Below are 18,234 nucleotides of genomic sequence, written 5' to 3'. Positions count from 1 at the left end.
GTCGTGTATTCAGTTGCCGTTGGCGCCGTTTGCGCCAAGGTCGGGCTCCCCACCCAGCGCCACAATCACCTGTAGCGCCCGCTGTTGCAAGTCTGGCGTCACTTCACTGTCGTCCAAAATGGTTTTAAGACGGGCAATCGCGGCATCTGTATCGCCGGTTTCCACGTCGATCATCGCCAGTTGCTCTGTCGCCAGCAGGCGCAGCGGCACCCCCGGTTGCGCCAGCGCCTCATAGCCTGCGCGGCGGTCCTCGACCGACATCGTGGCCGCGCCCTGCCCCAATATCTTGAACGATGCGATCTGGCGGTAGATCAGCGGCACGTCGTTGTTGTTGGCAACCTCTTGCAACTGCGCATTGGCCTCTTGGACGTTTCCGGCCTCGAATTCCTCCGACGCGGTCAAAAAGTTCAGCACCGCACGGGCCGAGGGCTGGCCAGTCTCGATTTCCGAGAATGCAGCCGCGCGCGCGGCGCTGTCGTCCAGCTTCAGCGCGCTGAGCATTGCGTCACCCAAGGCTTCTGCCTCGGCGCGGGTCTGTGCCTTGCGCCATTCGGTAAACGCCGCCCCGCCCACGATCAGCACAATGACCAGCACTGCGATCCAGCCATAACGACGCAACATGCCATACAGGCGGTCGCGGCGGACTTCGTCGTTCACTTCGTCAATAAAACTGTCGTTATTGCTCATGGCGTGGCCTCGGGTCTGTCACAGGGTCCGACCCTCTGGTGGGGCGCGGTTTCGCCCCTCTTAACGCGCACATGCCCGCAAGCCAAGGGGCACGCGCCCGAACCCGCCACCTGCGACCTTTTGCGAAATTGCACCGCAGGATGTAATTTTATGATCTGAACTGGTCAGTTCAGTGTATTAGGTACATATACTGTCAGCATCTGCATGGCAGAAGCGACACGTAGAATTCGAATCGGGGCGCATATGCGTATTTTTTCTATCCTTGCGGCGATTGTTGTCGCTGTCATCGTGCTGGCTTTTACCGTCGAACGCGAGGACACAATGGCCTATCTGCGCAGCGACACCGCCCCCGAGGCCGGAACCGAAACAGCCGCCCCCCGCCAGGAAGCGCCGGCCGCCGCGCCGCTGATCCGCGTCGTGGCCCAACATTCCACGGCGCGTGAAATCGACAGCGCCGTGGTGCTGCGCGGCCAAACCCAAGCCAAGCGTCAGGTCGAGGTCAAAGCCGAAACGACATCCACAGTCATGTCCGAACCGCTGCCCAAGGGCACATATGTCGAGGCGGGCCAGTTGCTGTGCAAATTGTCTCCCGGCACCCGCGGTGCGGCACTGGAAGAAGCGCAGGCGCGCCTTTCGGAAGCAAGCGCAGGCAAGTCCGAGGCACAAAGCCGCGTGCCCGAGGCACAAAGCCGCGTGGCCGAAGCGCAGGCACGTCTGGACGAAGCCCTGATCAACCAGAACGCCGCCACCAAGTTGAGCGAAGGCGGCTTTGCCGCTGAAACCCGCGTCAAAAGCGCCGATGCCACGGTCGCCTCTGCCCGCGCCGGATTGGAATCGGCCCGTGCTGGTGTCCAAGCCGCCCAATCGGGGCTGCAATCGGCGGATGCGGGTATTCAATCCGCCCAAGCGGCTGTGGCTGCCGCCGAAAAGGAAATTGAACGGCTGGAAATCCACGCCCCCTTTGCCGGCCTGCTGGAAAGCGACACCGCTGAACTGGGCAGTCTGATGCAACCCGGCGCGCTGTGCGCCACGGTGATCCAGCTGGACCCGATCAAACTGGTGGCCTTTGTCCCCGAAACCGAAGTGAGCCGCGTGCATGTGGGTGCCATCGGCGGCGGGCGTCTGGCCTCGGGTGGCGAAGTACAGGGGCGCGTGTCCTTTCTGTCGCGCTCTGCCGATGCGACCACCCGCACATTTCGGGTCGAAATTGAAATTCCCAACTCGGATATGAACCTGAGCGACGGCCAGACTGTCGAGATCCTGATTGCCACCGATGGCGCACCCGCGCATCTGTTGCCGCAATCGGCCCTGACCCTGAACGACGAGGGCACCTTGGGCCTGCGCACCCTGACCACTGACGGTGTGGTGCAATTCCAACCTGTCAAACTGCTGCGCGACACACCCAAGGGCGTCTGGCTGACAGGATTGCCCGACGCAGTCGATGTGATCGTGGTCGGACAGGAATTCGTGACCGCCGGCGTCACCGTCGACGCCACCTTTCAGGAGGCTGCTGAATGAGTGGCATTGTCGATTGGGCCGCGTCACGGGCGCGGATGGTTCTGGCCTTTGTGGTGCTGTCCCTGACGGTCGGCGCCTTTGCCTATGTCAGTCTGCCCAAAGAGGGCGAGCCTGACATCGAAATTCCGATGCTGATCGTCACCGCCCCCTTCCCCGGCATTTCGGCGTCGGATGCCGAGGCGCTCTTGATCAAGCCGATGGAAACCGAACTGGCCGATTTGCCCGGCCTGAAAAAGATGAGCGCCACCGCCGCCGAAAACTATGCCAACATCGTGCTGGAATTCGAATTCGGCTGGGACAAGACCCAAGTCATGGCCGACGCCCGCGACGCGCTAAACAACGCACAGGCGAAATTCCCCGACGGGGCTGAACAATACACCGTGGAAGAGTTCAACTTTTCCGAATTTCCGATCATCATCGTCAACCTGTCCGGCCCCGTGCCCGAACGCACGATGGCCCGCGTGGCCAAGGACTTGCAGGACGAGCTTGAATCGCTGGACGCTGTGCTGGAGGCTCCGATAGCGGGCAACCGCGACGAGATGCTTGAAGTGATCATCGACCCGCTGCGTCTGGAAGCCTACAACGTTACCGCCGCCGAGCTGGTGAATGTGGTGCAGAACAACAACCTGCTGATCGCCGCAGGCGAGATCACTTCGTCCCACGGTAGCTTTGCGGTCAAAATCCCCTCGTCGTTCAAAACCGCACGGGATGTTTATGCACTGCCCGTCAAGATCAACGGCGACCGCGTGGTCACGCTGGGCGACGTTGCCGAGATCAACCTGACCTTTGAAGACCGCGAAAGCACCGCACGCTTTAACGGTGCGGATACGATCGCCCTGCAGGTGGTCAAACGCAAAGGCTTCAACCTGATCGACACCGCCGACGTGATCAAAGCAACTGTGGCCGAACAGACCGGCGAATGGCCCGAAGGATTGAAGGCCGCCGTTACCATCGGCACCTCGAACGACCAAAGCCGTGTGGTCAATTCGATGGTGCAACAGCTTCAGGGGTCGGTCTTTACCGCCATTGCGCTGGTGATGATCGTGGTGCTGGCCGCCCTTGGCCTGCGCGCCTCGCTGCTGGTGGGCTTTGCGATCCCCACATCGTTCCTGCTGTGTTTTGTTCTGCTGGCGCTGATGGGTATCTCGATTTCCAACATTGTCATGTTCGGCCTGATTCTGGCCGTGGGGATGCTGGTGGACGGGGCCATCGTGGTGGTCGAATATGCCGACAAACGTCAGGCCGAAGGCGTGGGCCCGATGCAGGCCTATGTGGATGCGGCCAAGCGGATGTTCTGGCCAGTCATCTCGTCCACGGCAACGACCTTGTGTGCATTCCTGCCGATGCTGTTCTGGCCCGGTGTACCGGGCCAGTTTATGGGCATGTTGCCGGTCACCATCATCTTTGTGCTGTCGGCCTCTCTGATCGTGGCGCTGATCTATCTGCCTGTGATGGGTGGTGTGACCGGACGGTTGGAGCGCATGGTATCGCAAAGTGTTGCCCGCATCGCATCGCTGCCATTGTTCGCGCATATCGGGCTGATTGTGGGGTTTGTCGCTGTTGCCGGTGTGGTGATGGCGCTGACGTTTGTGCCCCACGGGCCAGATGCCGGCCCGCCCGTCTTCGCCCTGCTGGGCGATGTCTTTGCTGCGCTGGACCAGACCAACCTTCAATCCATCATGGTCACCTTTGCGACCGCCTTTGGCGTGATCGTGCTGACGGCCGCAACAGGTGGTGTCGTGCTTGCCTGTGTGGGCGGGTTGTTTCTGGCCGCGCTGGCGGTAATCGCGCGACTGGGACGCGGTGGCCGCTGGCTGGTGGCCAAGACCATCGGCAAACGTAAACAGCGTGTGCGCGCGGGCTATCAGCGTTCGCCTTTTGGTCATGTGATGGCCTTTATCGCGGGCAATCCGGTGATGCCGCTGGTGATGGTGGGCGCGGTTTTCGTCTTTGTCGGCACCACGCTGATCACGTTCATGAACAACAACAACGGCGTCGAGTTTTTTGTCGAATCCGAACCCGAGCAGGCAATCGTCTATGTGATGGCACGCGGTAATCTGGGGCTTGACGAAAAGGACGATCTGGTTCGGCAGGCCGAGCAGATCATCCTGCAACACCCCGGCGTGGCCACCGCCTTTGCCTTTGCGGGCACCGGCGGGCTGAACGCCAACACCGGCGGCGCGCAATCCCCCAAAGATGCGATCGGACAGGTGCAGATCGAAACCATCCCGTGGGAAGACCGCCCCAGCCACAAAGAGCCGGTCTTTACCATTCCGCTGATCAACTACACCTTTACGCGCGACGTACAGGATCCCGACTTTGACGGCGATGTGGTGATCGACGACCTGACCAGCCAGCTTGGCCAGATTCCCGGTATTCGTGTCGAAATTCTCAATCTGGCGATGGGTCCGGCCTCGGCCAAGCCGGTACACCTGCGCCTGAAGGGCGACAACTGGGAAGACCTGATCACAGCCACGACCATCGCACGGACCGAGTTCGACCAAACCCCCGGCCTGAAACTGATCGAAGACACCCGCCCCCTGCCCGGCATCGACTGGCAAATCGATGTGGATGTTGAAAAAGCGGGCCGGTACGGCGCTGACGTGGCAACAGTGGGTGCGATGGTACAACTGGTGACCCGCGGGTTGCTGCTGGACACCATGCGCGTTGACACCTCAGACGAAGAGATCGAAATTCGCGTGCGTCTGCCCGAACAGGACCGCCTGTTGAGCACCTTGGATACGCTGAAAGTGCGCACATCGGACGGGCTGGTGCCGCTGTCGAACTTTATCACCCGCACGCCGGTGCCAAAGCTGGCGCAGATCAGCCGTGTGAACCAGAAACGCTATTTTGACGTCAAAGCGGGCGTGCTGATCGATCTGCAAAAGCTGGTCTCGGCACAGGCCACCGGCGCGGACGCGACCACAGCCGATGCGGTCGCTACGCTTGCCGCTGACCCGAACGGCCCCCTGCGGGCCGAGGATGGCACGACCTATGCGATACTGGACTCCACCAGCACCGCGGCCGACCTGCAAGCCGATCTGGACCAAGGTAGCCTGCACATGGTGCCGGTCAACGCCAACGAACGCATCGCGGAAATCACCAAGTGGCTGGACACCAAACCCTTGCCTGCGGGCGTCGAATGGGAATGGACAGGCGATCAGGAAGATCAGGCCGAAAGTCAGGCATTCCTGAGTTCCGCCTTTACGGCGGCCTTGGGGCTGATGTTCATTATCCTGCTGGCGCAGTTCAACAGCGTCTACAATTCGCTGCTGGTGCTGGGGGCCGTGGTACTGTCCACCGCCGGTGTGCTGATCGGGATGATGGTCATGGATCAGGCATTCTCGATCATCATGACCGGCACCGGCATCGTGGCGCTGGCGGGGATTGTGGTGAACAACAACATCGTTCTAATCGACACCTATCAGGAATACGAACGCTACATGCCAAGGATCGAGGCGATCATCCGCACGGCACAGGACCGCATCCGCCCCGTGTTACTGACCACAATCACCACGATGGCGGGTCTTGCGCCGATGATGTTCGGCCTGTCGCTGGATTTCATCAACGGCGGCTTTACCATCGACAGCCCGACAGCGCTGTGGTGGAAACAGTTGGCCACCGCCGTGGTCTTTGGGCTGGGCATTGCGACGGTTCTGACACTGGTCATCACGCCCTCGCTGCTGGCGATCCGCGTATGGCTGGGCACCTATGTTCTGTGGCTGTCACACCTTCTGGCCAAGCTCAGCCTTGGCCGTGCCAGCGACGCCGCCCGCGACTGGGCGCTGAACCGGCAGGCCAAACGCGCCGACACACACGAGATCATCTGGGATGATGGTGCCACCGAGGCAAAGACGGCCAAGCCCACCGTTCCCAAAGACCCGCGCCTGGACAGCGGCCTGCGCGCAGCCGAGTAACGCACGCGCCTGCGGACCCCAACTGTGCCACTGTTGCCAGATGGTTATCCTTTGGTCTTTGTGCCTGCGTCAAGACCCGCCCACCACGCGGCATAGCTTGACGCTTCGGGGGCCGCGCCGGTTTCATCCGGCGCACCGTCGTCCCACCAGACCGGCCCGCGTTCACCCAAGGCAACCTTGGCCGCGTCCACGCGGGCGCGCGCCTCTTGCTGCGCAGCAGCATCCTCCGCCCGCCGCACTTCCAGACGCGCACGCATCATCCGCTTGATTGCAGCGCGGCGCAGGTCGTCGGGCAGCGCCGGATCGGTCATACGCCACAGCTTGCCCCTGGACAGGAAATAACGTCCGTCAGGGGTTTGCGGATGGTCCTTTGGCGCCATGCCTTCAGACCTCTTCAACCTGCTGGCGGTTCCAAAGTTGCGCATAGCGCCCCGATTGCGCCAACAGAGCCTCGTGGGTGCCGTGTTCGACGATCTTGCCCTTTTCCAGCACGATAATCCGGTCCGCCTCGGAAATGGTGCTGAGCCGGTGCGCAATGGTAACCACCGTGCGCCCCCGCCCTGCAGCCATCAATGCCGATTTGATCTCTTGCTCGGTCTCGCTGTCCAATGCGCTGGTCGCCTCGTCCAACAACAGGATCGGCGGGTCTTTCAACAAGGTCCGCGCAATGCCCACGCGCTGTTTTTCGCCGCCAGACAGCTTTAGCCCGCGCTCGCCCACTGCGGTGTCATAGCCATCGGGCAGGCTAAGTACGAAATCATGGATTTGCGCCGCTTTCGCCGCCTCTTCGATCTCGTCCTGCGTCGCACCACCGCGCCCGTAGGCGATGTTATAGCGGATCGTGTCGTTGAACAGCACCGTATCCTGCGGAACCACACCAATGGCGTCGTGCAGGCTGGTCTGGGTCACGTCGCGCACATCCTGCCCGTCGATGCGCAGCGCACCGCTGCCCACGTCGTAAAACCGGAACAACAGCCGCCCTATGGTAGATTTGCCTGATCCGGTCGACCCGACAATTGCCACCATCTGCCCCGGCTCTGCGGTCAGTGTGACCCCCTTGAGGATCGCACGCTCGGGATCATAGCCAAAATGCACATCGTCCAGTTCGATCCGCCCACCGGTCACGACCAGCGGCTTGGCGTCGGGCCGGTCCTGCACATCGGCGGGTTGCTCGAGCAGATCGAACATCTCGCCCATGTCCACCAGCGCCTGTCGGATTTCGCGATAGACCGAACCGAGGAAGTTCAACGGCATGGTGATCTGGATCATATAGGCATTGACCATGACGAAATCGCCCACCGTCAAACTGCCATTCTGCACACCGACTGCAGCCATGACCATCACACCAACCAACCCGCAGGTGATCAGAAACGACTGGCCAAAGTTCAGAAACGCCAACGAATAAGAGGTCTTGAGTGCCGCCGCCTCGTAGCCTGCCATCGCACTGTCATAGCGCCCCGCTTCACGCTCTTCGGCCCCGAAATATTTCACGGTTTCATAGTTCAGCAGACTATCGATCGCCTTTTGGTTGGCGTCAGTGTCTTGGTCGTTCATCTCGCGGCGCAATTTCACGCGCCATTCCGTAACTGTGAAAGTGAACCACACATAAAGCGCGATGGTGAAAGCCACGATGGCCAGATATACCCAGTCGAACAGCACCGTCAGGATAACCCCGATCAGCAACAGTTCCAGCACCAGCGGGCCAATAGAAAACAGCAAGAAGCGCAACAGGAAATCAACGCCTTTCACGCCACGTTCGATGATCCGGCTTAGCCCGCCGGTCTTGCGGGTGATGTGATAGCGCATAGACAGACGGTGGATGTGTTGAAAGGTCTCAAGCGCCAGCATTCGCAGTGCGCGCTGCCCGACGCGGGCAAAAATCGCGTCGCGCAGTTGCTGAAAGCCCACGTTCATCAGCCGGGCCACACCATAGGCAATGGTCAGACCAACAGCCCCTAATGCCAGCGCAGACACACCCTCGTCCGACAGCACGTTGACCGCGTCACGAAAGATGACGGGGATGTAGACAGACACCAGTTTCGACGCAAGCAACGCCAGCAGCGCCCAGACAACGCGGTGTTTCACCCACGGCAGATTGTCGGGCCACAGATAGGGCATGACCTTGCGGATGGTGCGCCAACCCGAGCGGCGCTCGGCCTCATTACGGTCAATTTCGATCCGGTCCGCGGCGTCGGTTTCCTGATCGGGGCTGGCTGTGTCGGCTGGCATGAAGGGTCCTGTTTTGCTGACCTCTTACATAGAGCCTGAAGCGCAGGGTTGCCAGTGCTGCGAAGGCCGTTCTTAGTCGGGCAGAGCAAAGACCTGACCGGGATAGATCAGATCGGGGTCACGGATGCTGTCGCGGTTCGCCTCGAAGACGCGCACGTAAAGCACGCCCTCGCCATAGCGTTCGCGGGCGATGGCCCAAAGCGTGTTGCCGGTCTGAACCGTCACCGCCTTGACCGGTGCATCCTGCGGGCCCGATTGGGCGGCCAGTGCGGCAGGGTCTTCGCGTTTGAACGGGGTTTCGGCGCGGCTGACCACGTCACCCGCTGTGTTCATCTCGTCCACGCGCATGGTATAGACGCCCGCATCGACCGCAGGCAGTTCGCCCCGCCAGCGGCCACGGTCATCGACGGGCAGCTCGACGATGGCCGCATTGTCCAGATAGACACGCACCGATCCGCTGCGCCCTGTGGCACGGCCGGACAGTTGCACACCGCCGTCTTCGGCATAGCCGATGGTGTCGATGGCGACGTTCAGTTTGGTCTGGGCTGACGGGTTGTTGACCAGTTCCACCCCCTGCGCATCGGATTTCAGGATGGCGACGCCGGAGGACGCGGGGGATGTTGGTGTCTCGGACGGGGTGTCGACAGTTGTGGTCTGCGCGGGTGCCCCTGTCGTGGCGGTGGCGTCGGGGGCAACTGCCTGTGCGGTCTGGTCTGAAACCTTGGGGGCTGCCGCCTCAGCGGTTTGCGGGGTGGCATCGGGTTCGGGCGCATCAGCGGTTTGCGCCGTGTCTGGTGTTGCCTCGGACGCAGCGGGCGCTTGCGCTGTTGCTTCAGGGGCGGCTTCTGGCGCATCCGCTGCAGCCGTGTCGACGGGGGCGTCATCCACAGGGGTGGTCGGGGTTTCGGGTGCGCCCTTGGTGTCCGCGGCGGTCACAGTTTCGGAAGTATCCGCGCCCGCCATGTCCACGGCCTCGGGCGTCTCAGCGGCAGGCGTGTCCTCAACCGGTTGCGCAGTATCGGCCATTTGCGCGGTGGCCGCAGCAGGGGGTGCGACAACCGGAGCCAACACAATCTCTTCCACGCCCGCAACATCACCATCCACGCCGCGCTGGATCACGGTCAATATCTGCGGCTGGTTGCTGGGTTCGATCAGGGTCACGGCGGCAAATGCACCCTGCCCGCTGGTCTGGGTCGTGGTATTTTCCAACCCGTCCAGCAGCACCGCAACGGTGCTGTCAGGGGCTGCGCGACCGGCCACGACAAAAATCCCGTCAGCCTCAAGGCGCACTTCGTCAATCGTGGGTGGCGTGGGTGTGTCGGCGGTTTGCGGTGTCGGGATCGCTTCGTCGTTGGGCACCGCCACTTCGGGCGCATCGGCGGCGGGTTGGGCGACTTCTCCCCCCCCTTCTGTCGTCTGCATCACCGGCACCGGCGCATCAACGGGGGCAGGTTTGAGAAAATACAAACCCACGCCAGCGACAACAACTACAACGGCTGCCGCCGTGACACCTGCGAGTGCTCCTGAAAATGATGAAAACTTGCTCATGTCGCACACGCGCCCGCACGGCGCCCCCCAGTTGGCCCAAGTGCCATTGAGGTTACATATCAAGCGCGCTAACACCGGTCAAAAGACTAGAGATGACAACACCGTTTATTTTCAAGCCACTGAGGTAAACCATGCAAAAATCTGTCTGTGTTTTCTGCGGCTCGCGCACCGGTGCCGATCCCGAATTTGCCGCACAGGCCACCGCCTTGGGAACGGCGCTGGCTGATAACGACTGGCGGCTGGTCTATGGCGCAGGCGATGTGGGCCTGATGGGCACCGTGGCGCGCGCGGCCCAAATGGCGGGCGGCGACACCTTTGGGGTGATCCCCGCGCATCTGGTCGCATGGGAGGTCGGCAAGGTCGATCTGACCCGCTATATCGTCACCGAAACCATGCACGAGCGCAAAAAAGTCATGTTCATGAACTGCGATGCTGTCGTTCTGTTGCCCGGTGGTGCCGGATCTCTGGACGAGATTTTCGAGGTACTGACGTGGCGCCAGCTGGGCCTGCATGAAAAGCCGGTAGTTGTTTTGAATTCAAATGGTTACTGGGACCCGTTCATCCAGTTGTTACAACATGTGGTTGATCAGGGCTTTGCCGACGCCAGCCTGCTGGACTATATCATTCCGGTGCCTGACGCCGCCGCCGCCGCCGCTGCCCTGCGCGACGCCCTGTCCTGAGCGAACATGCTTGCCGCATAGATCACCAGCGCGATCCAGATCAGGCCAAATGCGATCTTGTGCCAGCCTGTAAACGGTTCCGAGAACACGAACACCGCACAGGCAAACTGCAATGTGGGGTTGAGGTATTGCACCAACCCGAGTGACGTCATGCGCACCCGCCGCGCCGCATAGCTGAACAGGATCAACGGCAGCGCCGTCACCGGCCCCGAGACCAGCAACACCCCCATCGTCAACGGCCCCGCGTGAAAGGCAGACCCGCCCGTGTGTTCCGATTGCAACAACACAATCAGCGCGATGGGCAACATCAGCAACACTTCGGCAGTGACAGAGACCACAGGCCCCACATCCAGTCGTTTTTTGATCAGCGCGTAAAAGCCGAAACTGATGGCCAGCGTCAGCGCGATCCACGGTGGCGCCTGCAATCCGACGGTCAGCAAAACCACAGCGCCCGTTGCCAGTGCAACAGCCACCCATTGGCTGGGTTTCAGCGCCTCGCCAAAGACCACGCGGCCGATAACCACGGCCACCAGTGGCAGAATGTAATAGCCCAGACTACTTTCGGTGGTGCGCCCTGCCCCCACGGCCCAGATAAACAGGAACCAGTTGGTGGCAATCATCAGCGACGCCAGCGCCAGCGTGACGAATTTGGCCCGCGTATCCATCGCCTGACGAACCTGCCCCAGACGCCCCTGCAACGCCAGAACGCCACCGAAGAACACCAAAGACCACACCGTGCGGTGCGCCAGCACTTCGATGGCGGGCACATGGTCGACCAGTTTGTAAAAGATCGGCGACAGCCCCCAGATGGTGCAAGCGCCGATACCGGCCAGAACGCCTTTGGTCTGCGGCGACAGGATCAGGGGGGTGCTGCTCATGTGGCATCAAGAGCGCGATTGCCTGCGCCCTGCAAGGGCAAATGCCCGCGAAACGCAAAACGCCCCGCAGTCTCTTGCGGGGCGCTTGTTCTGATCGTGGCCTGTGGCAATTACATGCGCGAGGCGACGTTTTCCCAATCGACAAGGTTGTCGAGGAAGTTTGTAAGATAGTCGGGGCGCTTGTTGCGGAAGTCGATGTAGTAGGAATGTTCCCACACATCGCAGCCCAGCAGCGCGGTCTGGCCAAAGCAAACGGGGTTCACGCCGTTTTCGGTTTTGGTGACCTTCAGGCTGCCATCGGTGTCACGCACCAGCCATGCCCAACCCGAACCGAACTGGCCCGCGCCTGCGGCTTTGAACGCATCCTTGAACTTGTCGACCGAGCCAAAGCTTTCGATGATCGCTTTTTCCAGTTCGCTTGGCATTTTGCTGACGTCGGGGCCCATCATTTCCCAGAACTGGTTGTGGTTCCACAACTGGCTGATGTTGTTGAAGATGCCGGATTGCGCGACAGCTTTGGGGTCATAAGTCCCCTTGATGATCTCTTCAAGAGACTTGCCGTCCCACTCGGTGCCTTCAATCGCCTTGTTGCCATTGGTGACATAGGCGTTGTGGTGAATGTCGTGGTGGAATTCCAGCGTTTCTGCGGACATGCCTTTGGCAGCAAGTGCGTCATGCGCATACGGAAGGTCGGGAAGTTCAAAAGCCATGGTTCGGGCCCCCTTTTGAGATTGAATGTCTTCTGACTGACAGAAAGCGTCAGCTTCTGCAATATCAAGGCATGAGGCGCAGAAATGTTCCATGAACGGCGAAAACAATTAGGGCAATCCGCGCGCCAAGGGTGCCCCGCAGTTCGACGCACCCCGCAAGCAGCGCGGTTTTTCCTAGAAAAAACCGACCTCTGACCCCGGCTGGGCCGCCACTTTCAACAGATCAAACGCATATTGCGCGTTGCTGCGAAAGGTGATGATGCGGAACGTGTCAGGTGCGTGCAGCCAGAAGGCCGCAGGGATCTGCGCCATGCGGCTCCGGCGGAACATACCTTCGGTGAAACCGGCAGGCGATAGATCGACCGGCACCAGCTTGGCCAATACCTCGCGCGCGTTGGGGCCGCTAAGTTCAAACACCGCGCGGGCGTCCGACACATCGACGCACAGCGCAAACGCTTTCGCCAGACGGGTGTTCATCTGCGCGAGGGTATCGGCGACCGTGTCGCGCGGGCACAGCACCAACAGCTCGTCGGGGCTCATCCAGCAGATGCCGTTATTCTCCTTGCAGTTGGCGTGATTGGGCGCAGGCATGTCCATGCCCGCAGCACCGGTGGCTGCGGATTTGATCGCGGCACTGGCCAGATCCCCGCGCAGGGTGAGCATGCCTTGCAGGCCGATCTCGCGCACTTGGGCGATTCCATCTGCATAAGTTGCACCGTTCAAGGCGCTGAGAGTATTAGACATTCGGCTTCTCCCCTTCGGGATCATAAAACACGGGGCTGACGATCTTGGCTTTATACTCAGTGCCATCGGTGCCGGGAAAACCCAGAACCTCGCCCATGCGGTCGGGACCGTTCAGCACCAGACCCATTGCAATCCCCCGCTCCAGATTGGGCGAGTGATAGGTCGAGGTCACACGGCCCTGCGTCTCGCGCTGGCCGTTGGCATTGGTGCCCTCGCCGACAGCATAGGCCCCGTCCGGCAGGGTCGATCCATCAACGGTTTCCAGCCCCACCAACTGCCAGCGGGCCGGATCGACCATATGGCTGCGCTGTTGGCCCCGCTTGCCGATAAAGTCTTCTTTCTTCTTCGAAATCGCCCAGTGCAGACCCAGATCCTGCGGGATCACGGTGCCGTCGGTTTCGTCACCGATCATGATGAACCCTTTTTCCGCGCGCAGGATGTGCAGACATTCGGTGCCATAGGGCATCACGCCCAAACCCGCGCCAACGGCCATCAGCGCATCCCACAGCGCTTGCCCCTGCGAAGCCTTTACCGCGATTTCATAGCTCAGCTCGCCCGAGAACGAGATACGGTAAACCCGCACGTCAAACCCGCCCAGCGTGCCATCTGCCCAATCCATAAAGCCCAGGGCATCGGCGCTGACGTCCATACCACCCAGATGTTCAAGCGCGACACGTGCCTTAGGGCCCACCACGGCGATCTGGGCGTATTGTTCGGTCACGTTGGCAACGTAAACCTGCCACGTCCACCATTCGGTTTGCAGCCATTCCTCCATATGGGCATGGATACGCTCGGCCCCGCCGGTGGTGGTATGGCACAGCCATGTGTCGTCGTCGATGCGCGCCACAACGCCGTCGTCAATGAGAAACCCGTTTTCATCGCACATCAGGCCATAGCGGCATTTGCCCTGTTTCAGCGTCGACATCATGTTGGTGTACATCATGTCCAGAAACTTGCCCGCATCCGGCCCGCGCACGATGATCTTGCCCAGCGTGCTTGCGTCCAGCAGGCCAAGCGCTTCGCGGGTGTTCTTGGTCTCGCGCATTACCGCATCATGGGTGGTTTCGCCGCTGCGCACATAGGCATAAGGGCGACGCCACTGGCCGACGGGTTCCCATTCGGCACCGTTTTCATCGTGCCAGTCGTGCATCGGTGTACGGCGCAGGGGCTGGAACACATCGCCGCGCGCCTCGCCGCCGATGGCACCCATCGAGATCGGCGTATAGGGCGGGCGGAAGGTGGTGGTTCCGGTCTGCGGGATCGGTTGATTCAGACTGTCCGACAGGATCGCCAAACCGTTGATATTGCTCAGCTTGCCCTGATCCGTCGCCATGCCCAGCGTGGTATAGCGTTTGGCATGTTCAACCGACTGGAATCCCTCTTGGGCGGCCAGTTGCACGTCGCTGACCTTGACGTCGTTCTGATAGTCCAGCCACGCCTTGCTGCGCAGCTTGATCCCCGCCCCGTGCGGCATAAGCCAGACAGGGGCCATCGGAGCCTCGGGGGTATCGTTGGACTTGGGGGAAGTGGCTGCATTTTGGTCCGTTTTGTGGCCGGCGGCGGCTGCCGCGGCTTTGCCTGCGGCGTCGGCATCGGCCAGCACATCGCCCAGCAGCAACATTCCGCTGGCACTGCCTGCGGCGGTCACAAAGGGCAGACCGTCAGCGCCTGTCGGTGCTTTGTCCACATCCGGCTTGAACGCCGCTTGGGCCGCGTCCCAGACCAGTTTACCACCACAGTGCGACCACAGGTGAACCACCGGCGACCAGCCGCCCGACATGGCCACAACATCGCATGGAATCTCTTCCAGAACCGACCCTTCGCCAGCCTGCGAACAGACCGCAACGCCGGTCACGCGCTTGCCCCCCAAGACGGTCGCGACACCGTAGCCCATCAACACCCTAATGCCCAAAGCCTTGGCCTGTTCCATCAGCGCGCTGTCAGTCGGCAGAACCCGCGCATCAAGGATGGCCGACACGTCTAATCCTGCGTGTTTCAAGGTGATTGCCGTAAGGTAAGCGTTGTCGTTGTTTGTCACAACAACCGTGCGGTCGCCCGGCGACACGCCGAAATTGGTGACATAGTCGCGCACAGCCGATGCCAACATGACCCCCGGAATGTCGTTTCCGGAAAAGCTGAGCGGGCGTTCGATGGCCCCTGTGGCGGTCACGATCTGCCCCGCACGGATGCGCCACAGCCGGTGGCGCGGGCCTGCGGTATCGGGCGCGTGATCGGTCAGACGCTCGTAGCCCAGAACATAGCCGTGGTCGTAAACACCCGCCCCCATCATCCGGCGTCGCAACGTGACATTGTCCATCGCACGCAAGGCCGCCACGGTTTCATCCACGTAGTTATCCACAGGCTTGCCAGCGATCTCGCCGCCGTCCACGGGCGCGCGCCCGCCCCAGTGGGCGGTCTGTTCAATCAGCATGACGCGTGCGCCGGTGTCGGCAGCAGCCTTGGCTGCCTGCAAACCGGCCACACCGCCGCCGATCACCAGAACATCGCAAAAGGCGTAGAAATGTTCGTAGGTGTCCGCGTCGCGGTCTTTGGGTGCGGCGCCCAGACCTGCGGCCTTGCGAATAAACGGCTCGTAGACGTGTTTCCACAGCGGACGCGGGTACATGAACGTCTTGTAGTAGAACCCCGCAGGCATGAATCGCGACATTTGCGTGTTCAGCGCGCCCACATCAAATTCCAGACTGGGCCAGTGGTTCTGGCTTTTGGCGCTCAGCCCGTCGAACAGCTCGGTTGTGGTGACGCGCTGGTTCGGCTCGAACCGGCCCCCCTGCCCGAGGTTCACCAGCCCGTTGGGTTCCTCTGCACCGCTGGCGACAATGCCGCGTGGACGGTGGTATTTGAAACTGCGGCCCACCAGCATCTGGTCGTTGGCCAACAGGGCCGAGGCCAGCGTGTCGCCCTCGAAACCCTTCATGTGTTTGCCATTGAAGGTGAATGGCACGGCGCGGGATTTGTTCAGCAGGCGGCCGCCTGTGGCAAGACGAGTGCTCATGGTTTCAGACCTTTGCGCGGGCGGAAGGTTGGGGAGCCTCCGGCGGGAGTTTTGTCAGCAAGATGAAGACGGGTCATTGGAACTCTCTCCATGTCCAGCCGGGAACTTTGGCGGTTATCTTGTCACGAAGGGTTTGGGGTGGCTCGTGGGTTTGGGCGGCATAGGTGCCGTAAACCTCAAGCGTGGTGGTGCTGCGCGCGGCGTGAAACCACTTGCCGCAGCCGTTGACGTGACGCCAGCGTTCGAAATGCACGCCCTTTGGGTTTTCGCGCATGAACAGATACTCTTCGAACTGGTCCTCGGTCGATCCTGGGCCAAAGCGTTGCAGGTGCGCTTCACCGCCTGCGTGAAATTCGGTCTCTTCGCCGGTCATGCCGCAGCAGGGACAGGTCAGGATCAACATGGGCGGGCCTCGTTTTGATGTGCGGACATGACAAGGCCGCACGCATTGCTGCGCGCGACCTGATCGGAGTGCGTAAAAGTGATGTCGCGTGCGGCGGCGGGTTTAGTTGCCGTCGGTTGCGCTTTCAGCAGCGTCACCGACGCTTTCGGCAGCACCTTCAATAGCTTGGCCTGTGCTTTCTGCTGCGCCTTCGATGGCATTACCGGCATCTTGGGCGGCGTCGCCTGCACCTTCGACGGTGACATTGACGTCACTGGCGCCACTCGTGGTTTCGACGTCGCCGCCAAAGATGAAATAGGCCAGCACACCGACGACGACGACAAGTGCGCCGACGATAAAGGCCATGCTCGAATTGGACTTTGTGGTGGTTGTGTGGACAGGTTCGTTGGGTGTTGTGCGGGGTGTTTCATTGTCGGCCATTGGTCGTCTCCTTGCGTGATCAACGTCGCAAGTAGAACGTCAGAACAACCAAACCGGTTCCTGCCCCCCCAAACAGAGCGGCGAAAATCTGCCAAAGCGGCCATCAGTGCGCCACCCCTGCGGCAACGCTTTCGTCAATAAACTTGCCTTCGCGGAAGCGGTGCATGGAGAATTCATCGGTCAACGGCGACTGACCCTTGGCCATCAGTTCGGCCATCGCCCAACCCGATCCGGGGATCGCCTTGAACCCGCCGGTGCCCCAGCCGCAGTTGAGGAACATACCCTCGATCGGGGTTTTCGACAGAATGGGTGACCGGTCGCCCGTCACGTCCACAATCCCGCCCCACTGGCGCAACATCTTCAACCGCGAGATCATCGGAAAGGTTTCGATCAGCGCACGCACGGTTTCCTCGACGTGGTGGAAGCTGCCGCGCTGAGTGTAATTGTTATAGCCGTCAGTGCCACCGCCGATGACCATCTCGCCTTTGTCTGATTGCGACAGATAGCCGTGGACGGTGTTGGCCATGACAACCACATCCATACAGGGTTTGATGGGTTCGCTGACAAGGGCCTGCAGGGCGACGGATTCGATCGGCAGGCGAAAGCCCGCCATTTCGCACAGGTGGCCCGAATGCCCCGCAACCACGCCGCCCAGTTTGTCACAGTCGATGGCCCCACGCGTGGTGTCGACGCCCACGACCTTGCCGCCTTCGGTGCGCACGCCGGTCACTTCGCAGCGCTGGATTACGTCCATGCCCATGTCGGAACAGGCCCGCGCATAGCCCCACGCCACCGCATCATGGCGCGCGGTGCCGCCGCGGGCCTGATACAGTCCCCCCAGCACCGGATAGCGTGGGCCGTCGATGTTGATGATCGGCACCAGTTCCTTGACCTTTTGCGGGCCTATGAACTGGGTTGTGACCCCTTGCAGCGCATTGGCATGGGCCGTGCGCTGATAACCGCGCACCTCGTGCTGGGTCTGGGCCAGCATGATGACGCCGCGCGGGCTGAACATGACATTATAGTTCAGATCCTGCGACATGGTTTCATACAGGCTGCGGGATTTTTCATAGATCGCCGCCGAAGGATCCTGAAGATAGTTCGACCGGATGATCGTGGTGTTGCGGCCTGTGTTGCCGCCGCCCAGCCAGCCCTTTTCCAGAATCGCCACATTGGTGATGCCAAAATTCTTGCCAAGGTAATAGGCGGTGGCCAGCCCGTGCCCGCCTGCGCCAACTATGATCACATCGTATTTGGCTTTGGGCTGGGCGTCACGCCATGCACGGTCCCATCCGGTGTGATGGCGCGCGGCCTCGCGGGCGATGGCAAAGGCTGAATAACGTTTCATGGGCACGGTCCTGACAGGATTCGGGGCTAGGCGGTCGGCTGGTTCTGTATTGAGTGAGACTGCGATTTGAAAGGATACTCTCGGCGGCACTTTCTAACAGGTTTGCGACACGCGCAGCAATTGCCGCATGTGCGCAGGG

General features: G+C 61.1%; 14 protein-coding genes. 3 read left to right on the top strand and 11 right to left on the bottom strand.

The annotated features are described in order from the left end of the window. Window positions 1-9: 9 nt before the first annotated feature. Window positions 10-687, bottom strand: a complete 678-nt coding sequence (locus SULPSESMR1_RS05110) for a tetratricopeptide repeat protein (RefSeq protein ID WP_089419845.1) — start codon at window positions 685-687, stop codon at window positions 10-12. 243 nt (window positions 688-930) lie between these two features. On the opposite strand from SULPSESMR1_RS05110, the gene SULPSESMR1_RS05105 reads away from it, so the two are divergent. Together SULPSESMR1_RS05105 and SULPSESMR1_RS05100 are read left to right on the top strand one after the other, a co-directional pair. After that, window positions 931-2,205, top strand: coding sequence for an efflux RND transporter periplasmic adaptor subunit (locus tag SULPSESMR1_RS05105; RefSeq protein ID WP_089419844.1), 1,275 nt, complete (start codon window positions 931-933; stop codon window positions 2,203-2,205). Beyond that, entirely contained in the window at window positions 2,202-6,122 is a 3,921-nt protein-coding gene (locus tag SULPSESMR1_RS05100) for an efflux RND transporter permease subunit (protein WP_089419843.1), read from the top strand. Before SULPSESMR1_RS05105 ends, SULPSESMR1_RS05100 begins: the two co-directional genes overlap by 4 nt. A gap of 44 nt (window positions 6,123-6,166) precedes the next feature. Here SULPSESMR1_RS05100 and SULPSESMR1_RS05095 read toward each other — a convergent pair whose 3' ends face one another. The 3 genes from SULPSESMR1_RS05095 to SULPSESMR1_RS25400 all read right to left on the bottom strand — a co-directional run bounded on the left by SULPSESMR1_RS05095 (window position 6,167) and on the right by SULPSESMR1_RS25400 (window position 9,899). Further along, window positions 6,167-6,502 (bottom strand): hypothetical protein, encoded by a 336-nt coding sequence (locus SULPSESMR1_RS05095; RefSeq protein ID WP_089419842.1) that lies wholly within the window; start codon window positions 6,500-6,502, stop codon window positions 6,167-6,169. A 4-nt stretch (window positions 6,503-6,506) separates the two neighbouring features. Next, window positions 6,507-8,351, bottom strand: a complete 1,845-nt coding sequence (locus SULPSESMR1_RS05090) for an ABCB family ABC transporter ATP-binding protein/permease (RefSeq protein ID WP_089419841.1) — start codon at window positions 8,349-8,351, stop codon at window positions 6,507-6,509. Window positions 8,352-8,423: 72 nt separating this feature from the next. Beyond that, window positions 8,424-9,899 carry a LysM peptidoglycan-binding domain-containing protein gene (locus SULPSESMR1_RS25400; protein ID WP_240311257.1) on the bottom strand — a complete coding sequence of 492 codons (1,476 nt, stop codon included), beginning with the start codon at window positions 9,897-9,899 and terminating at the stop codon, window positions 8,424-8,426. A gap of 131 nt (window positions 9,900-10,030) precedes the next feature. On the opposite strand from SULPSESMR1_RS25400, the gene SULPSESMR1_RS05080 reads away from it, so the two are divergent. After that, window positions 10,031-10,579: a TIGR00730 family Rossman fold protein gene (locus SULPSESMR1_RS05080; protein WP_089419840.1), complete on the top strand. Its 549-nt coding sequence runs from the start codon at window positions 10,031-10,033 to the stop codon at window positions 10,577-10,579. On the opposite strand, the gene rarD is transcribed toward SULPSESMR1_RS05080, so the two are convergent. From rarD to SULPSESMR1_RS05045, 7 genes are all read right to left on the bottom strand, one after another. Beyond that, a complete protein-coding gene (gene rarD, locus SULPSESMR1_RS05075; protein ID WP_240311258.1) occupies window positions 10,516-11,457 on the bottom strand; it encodes an EamA family transporter RarD in 942 nt (313 codons plus the stop codon). The two genes, SULPSESMR1_RS05080 and rarD, sit on opposite strands and share 64 nt — an antisense overlap. Before the next feature lie 110 nt (window positions 11,458-11,567). Next, window positions 11,568-12,167, bottom strand: coding sequence for a superoxide dismutase (locus SULPSESMR1_RS05070; RefSeq protein WP_089419839.1), 600 nt, complete (start codon window positions 12,165-12,167; stop codon window positions 11,568-11,570). A 174-nt stretch (window positions 12,168-12,341) separates the two neighbouring features. After that, complete coding sequence (locus SULPSESMR1_RS05065) at window positions 12,342-12,911, bottom strand: sarcosine oxidase subunit gamma (protein ID WP_089419838.1); 570 nt, start codon at window positions 12,909-12,911, stop codon at window positions 12,342-12,344. Then, a complete protein-coding gene (locus SULPSESMR1_RS05060; RefSeq protein ID WP_089419837.1) occupies window positions 12,904-15,924 on the bottom strand; it encodes a sarcosine oxidase subunit alpha family protein in 3,021 nt (1,006 codons plus the stop codon). The genes SULPSESMR1_RS05065 and SULPSESMR1_RS05060 overlap by 8 nt, the downstream gene beginning before the upstream one ends. A 73-nt stretch (window positions 15,925-15,997) precedes the next feature. Continuing rightward, window positions 15,998-16,327 (bottom strand): sarcosine oxidase subunit delta, encoded by a 330-nt coding sequence (locus SULPSESMR1_RS05055; RefSeq protein ID WP_089419836.1) that lies wholly within the window; start codon window positions 16,325-16,327, stop codon window positions 15,998-16,000. A gap of 102 nt (window positions 16,328-16,429) precedes the next feature. Next, on the bottom strand, window positions 16,430-16,747 hold the full coding sequence (locus tag SULPSESMR1_RS05050) for a hypothetical protein (protein WP_089419835.1): 318 nt from the start codon (window positions 16,745-16,747) through the stop codon (window positions 16,430-16,432). A gap of 103 nt (window positions 16,748-16,850) precedes the next feature. Next, window positions 16,851-18,095, bottom strand: coding sequence for a sarcosine oxidase subunit beta family protein (locus tag SULPSESMR1_RS05045; RefSeq protein ID WP_089419834.1), 1,245 nt, complete (start codon window positions 18,093-18,095; stop codon window positions 16,851-16,853). Window positions 18,096-18,234: the final 139 nt, after the last annotated feature.

It is taken from the genome of Pseudosulfitobacter pseudonitzschiae (assembly GCF_002222635.1).
In the GTDB taxonomy this organism is placed as follows: Bacteria; Pseudomonadota; Alphaproteobacteria; order Rhodobacterales; family Rhodobacteraceae; genus Pseudosulfitobacter; species Pseudosulfitobacter pseudonitzschiae_A.
This window is presented reverse-complemented; position numbering and strand designations above follow the sequence as displayed.

Bases quoted from the DNA above. Each gene is read 5' to 3' on its own strand.
- SULPSESMR1_RS05110 (WP_089419845.1), bottom strand. From the start codon at position 687: ATGAGCAATAACGACAGTTTTATTGACGAAGTGAACGACGAAGTCCGC.
- SULPSESMR1_RS05105 (WP_089419844.1), top strand. From the start codon at position 931: ATGCGTATTTTTTCTATCCTTGCGGCGATTGTTGTCGCTGTCATCGTG.
- SULPSESMR1_RS05100 (WP_089419843.1), top strand. From the start codon at position 2,202: ATGAGTGGCATTGTCGATTGGGCCGCGTCACGGGCGCGGATGGTTCTG.
- SULPSESMR1_RS05095 (WP_089419842.1), bottom strand. From the start codon at position 6,502: ATGGCGCCAAAGGACCATCCGCAAACCCCTGACGGACGTTATTTCCTG.
- SULPSESMR1_RS05090 (WP_089419841.1), bottom strand. From the start codon at position 8,351: ATGCCAGCCGACACAGCCAGCCCCGATCAGGAAACCGACGCCGCGGAC.
- SULPSESMR1_RS25400 (WP_240311257.1), bottom strand. From the start codon at position 9,899: ATGAGCAAGTTTTCATCATTTTCAGGAGCACTCGCAGGTGTCACGGCG.
- SULPSESMR1_RS05080 (WP_089419840.1), top strand. From the start codon at position 10,031: ATGCAAAAATCTGTCTGTGTTTTCTGCGGCTCGCGCACCGGTGCCGAT.
- rarD (WP_240311258.1), bottom strand. From the start codon at position 11,457: ATGAGCAGCACCCCCCTGATCCTGTCGCCGCAGACCAAAGGCGTTCTG.
- SULPSESMR1_RS05070 (WP_089419839.1), bottom strand. From the start codon at position 12,167: ATGGCTTTTGAACTTCCCGACCTTCCGTATGCGCATGACGCACTTGCT.
- SULPSESMR1_RS05065 (WP_089419838.1), bottom strand. From the start codon at position 12,911: ATGTCTAATACTCTCAGCGCCTTGAACGGTGCAACTTATGCAGATGGA.
- SULPSESMR1_RS05060 (WP_089419837.1), bottom strand. From the start codon at position 15,924: ATGAGCACTCGTCTTGCCACAGGCGGCCGCCTGCTGAACAAATCCCGC.
- SULPSESMR1_RS05055 (WP_089419836.1), bottom strand. From the start codon at position 16,327: ATGTTGATCCTGACCTGTCCCTGCTGCGGCATGACCGGCGAAGAGACC.
- SULPSESMR1_RS05050 (WP_089419835.1), bottom strand. From the start codon at position 16,747: ATGGCCGACAATGAAACACCCCGCACAACACCCAACGAACCTGTCCAC.
- SULPSESMR1_RS05045 (WP_089419834.1), bottom strand. From the start codon at position 18,095: ATGAAACGTTATTCAGCCTTTGCCATCGCCCGCGAGGCCGCGCGCCAT.